General features: G+C 70.5%; 3 protein-coding genes and 1 pseudogene. 1 reads left to right on the top strand and 3 read right to left on the bottom strand.

What is annotated here, in order from left to right; genetic code table 11:
* Together BKN37_RS26595 and BKN37_RS26600 are read right to left on the bottom strand one after the other, a co-directional pair.
* Nucleotides 1-1,064: Hsp70 family protein (locus BKN37_RS26595; RefSeq protein WP_165618407.1), on the bottom strand; the 1,064-nt coding region annotated here is incomplete at its 3' end.
* A 154-nt stretch (nt 1,065-1,218) separates the two neighbouring features.
* Nucleotides 1,219-1,890, bottom strand: coding sequence for a hypothetical protein (locus tag BKN37_RS26600; protein WP_071030240.1), 672 nt, complete (start codon nt 1,888-1,890; stop codon nt 1,219-1,221).
* Between the two features lie 258 nt (nt 1,891-2,148).
* Here BKN37_RS26600 and BKN37_RS30300 point away from each other — a divergent pair, with 258 nt between their 5' ends.
* Nucleotides 2,149-2,604, top strand: coding sequence for a hypothetical protein (locus BKN37_RS30300; RefSeq protein WP_165618408.1), 456 nt, complete (start codon nt 2,149-2,151; stop codon nt 2,602-2,604).
* A 177-nt stretch (nt 2,605-2,781) separates the two neighbouring features.
* Here the strand turns inward: BKN37_RS30300 and BKN37_RS29640 are convergent.
* Nucleotides 2,782-3,169 (bottom strand): annotated as a pseudogene (locus tag BKN37_RS29640) (hypothetical protein); the annotation flags it as partial.

Here is a 3,169-nt window from a genome sequence, read left to right on the forward strand (position 1 = left end):
GTGGGGGCGCTGGCCTCGGCCGCGGTGGTCAGGTCGGCCGGCGGGCCCTGTTCGGCGAGGATGCCGGCGCCGACGGCGGCGCTGGACGCGGGGTGCGGCGTGGTGACCACCGGCACCCGCAGCCGCTCGGACAGCCGCGCGCCGATCAGCGGCATGCTGGCGCCGCCGCCGACCGTCGCCACCGCCGCCAACTCGCCGGGCCGGATTCGGCTGCGCCCCAACGCGTCGCTGACGGCGTTGAGGAACCCGTCGAGCGGCCCGGCGATCAGGGCGTCCAACTCGCGGCGGGTCAACTGCACTTCGCCGGCGAACCCCGGCAACTCGACGGAAACCGCGGCCGCGGTCTCGGTGGACAGCCGCTCCTTGGCCAGCCGGCATTGCCCGCGCAGCCGGGTCAACGATCCGACCGCTGCGGTGCTGGCCGGATCGGTGTCACTGCGGACGCCGGCCAGCACGTGGTTGACGATCGCCTCATCGACCCGATCGCCGGAAAACTCCGGATAGCGGACGGTCTCGGCGACGGGGGCGAAATTGGAGGCAGCGTCTACGAGTGTGACGCTGCTGCCGGTGCCGCCGAAATCGCACAGCGCCACCACACCCCGGGTGGGCAGCCCCGGTTCGGCGTACAGCGCCGCGACGGCGGCCGCCGCGTCGGAGATCAACGGCGGCGGGGCGTCTTGGGCTCTGAGCCCGAGCTTGCCGGCCAGCGCGGCGCGCAGCGCGGCGACCGGGCGCGGCCCCCAGTGCGCGGGAACCGCGATCGCCACCGGCGTCGGGTAGCCCGCGGCGCGGGCCAGCGCGTCGAGGGCTTCGGCCAGCAACTGCTCACCGCGGTGGCTGGACCCGTCGGCGGCGACCAGGGGCACCGGGTCGCCGACCCGCTCGACGAACCCGCGCAGCACCAGCCCGGGTTCGGTGAGGTTCGGGTTGTCTTCGGGCACGCCGACTTCGGGCGCCCGGCGGTCGAACAGCGTCAACACCGAGCGCCGCGCTAGCGGCGGGTGGCCCGCCCGGGCCGCCACCAGGTTGGTGGTGCCGGTCGACAGGCCGAGCGAGTCGGTCATTGCGCACTCCCGTGGTTGGCTGGCGGTCGGGGCGACCGATGCCCCACCTTAACGAGGGGACGGGCCGCGGTCATCAACCGTTGTTGACCGGGCGTGTGCGCACCACCAGCGGGCCGCCCCCCGAGCGCGGCCCGCTGGTGGGTAGGGAGTCGGGTTACATGCCGAAGAGCAGCCCGAGGGTGTTGAGCAGCACCATCAGGCCCTGGTCGAACACGCCCTCGAAGCCGGCGGTCAGACCGCTGTTGAAGACGTTGGGCAGCAGTTCGGCGGCGCCGTTGAAGCCGAGCGTGAGGCTGCCGTTGAAGATGGCCGAGAAGGCGTCATCGGCTCGGTCGAGCGCCCCGCCGAACAGCATGGCGTTGACGGTGTTCTCCACCACGCCCACGCCCATGTTGAAGACATTGAAGCCGCGGTTGATGATGCCGTTGAGGGCGCTGTCGGAGCCGAACAGCAATTGCTGGATCCACAGCTCGGCGCCGGTGAGGCCATTGTTGAAGCCGAGTTCGGCGTCGACGAGGTTCTGGTTGAACGCGATCTGCGCGGACTCGATGGCCGCGGTGAAGCTGCTCGCGACCGACAGCGGGTCCGCGCCGGACGCCGCGTCGACAACGGTGCCGCCGAACCCCGCACCGAGCAGGCTTTCCATGTCGGCCACGGCACCGGACACCACCGCGCCGAAGTCGCCCACGTCGAGTCCGGTGAGCTGAATCTCGGGTATTGGGAGCTCAGCGAGGGCCGGGCCGGCCGGCGTGACGGCGATCAGGCCGGCGGCGGCGAGGGCGATGCCGGCGGTGGCGAAGGGACGAGCGGCGAGTTGCATGGCCATCTCCTTTGGCGGGTGTCAAGACTGACGTACCGGAGATTACCTGAGTAAAAACTGAGAAACAACCAAATAAACGGAATAAGTCGCTCTTAATAGGACCTAGCGGGCTCTTTGGGGAATCACCGCGGCGTTTACAGGGGTGCGGGCACGCCGGAAGTCAGGGGATCTCCACGTTTTCCCTGAGACAAAGCTGAGTCAGCTCAGGTATTCCTGAGGTGCCCGACGGCGGGTGGTCGAGGCGCTCAGTTCCCCGGCGAATTGATGGCGGTCGGTACCGGCAGCGTGATCTGCGAGGGCATATGCGGGAGCTGGAAGGCACCCGGCGTGCTGGTGCTCGTGGTGGTCGGCGCGGTGGTGGTGTCCGACGTGCTGCTGGTGGTGTCCGAGGTCGTGGTGGTGTCGGACGTGGTGGTGTCCGTCGTCGTCGTGGTCGTTTCCGTGGTGGTGGTCGTGGTCGTCGTCGTGGTGGTCGTCGGCGCGGGGGCCACCGGCGCGGTGGTGCTGGTCGGTGCGGTGCTCGTCGTCGTGGTGGTGGTCGAGGAGGTGGTGGTGGATGTGGAGCCGCCGGTGTCGCGGCTCATCAACTGCACGATCCCCCAGACCACCGCCCCGAGCAGCAGGGTGACCAGCACGCCCCAGCCCATCAATACCGCGGGCTTGAGGTACCAGGGGGTGCGTGGAACTTCGGGGGGCGGTTCTGCGCTGGGCGCGCGGTAGTCGTCGGCCGGCGTGCCGTAGCCGTACTGCTCCTCCGGCCCGATCCCGTAGTTGGCGTACCTGGTCGGCTCGTTACTCGGGTCGTCGGGAGGTCCGTAGCGCTCCACGGATCGATGGTAGGGCCGCCCGTCGCGCAAACCCCGATGCGACACGGGCGCCGAGATGGCGCCGCCGCGCTTAGTGGTGCGGCGGCAGCGTGATCACCGTCGGCACCTCGGGCGCGTGCGGGATCGGCGGAATCGTGACAACCGACGGAATGTGCGGAAGGTGGTGTCCGGGCTCGCTGCTCGGCGGGGCTTGCGGCGGCGGTGGGGGCGCCCCGCCCTGGTCGGGCGGACTCGGCGGCGGGGCCTCTTCGCTGCTCTCCGCCGACGTGGTCGTCGTTGTCGTGGTCGCGCTGCTCGTGGTGGTCGACGTGGTCGTGGTCGTCGACGTCGTGCTGCTGCTCGGCGTGCTGGGGGCGGGCCCGCTGGCCGTCAGCTGAATGATGCCGTAGACCACCACCGCGAGCAGGATCACGACCAGCACCAGCCAGCCGATTAGCGCCGCGGGCTTGCGGTACCAC

It is taken from the genome of Mycobacterium talmoniae (assembly GCF_001854525.1).
In the GTDB taxonomy this organism is placed as follows: domain Bacteria; phylum Actinomycetota; class Actinomycetes; order Mycobacteriales; family Mycobacteriaceae; genus Mycobacterium; species Mycobacterium talmoniae.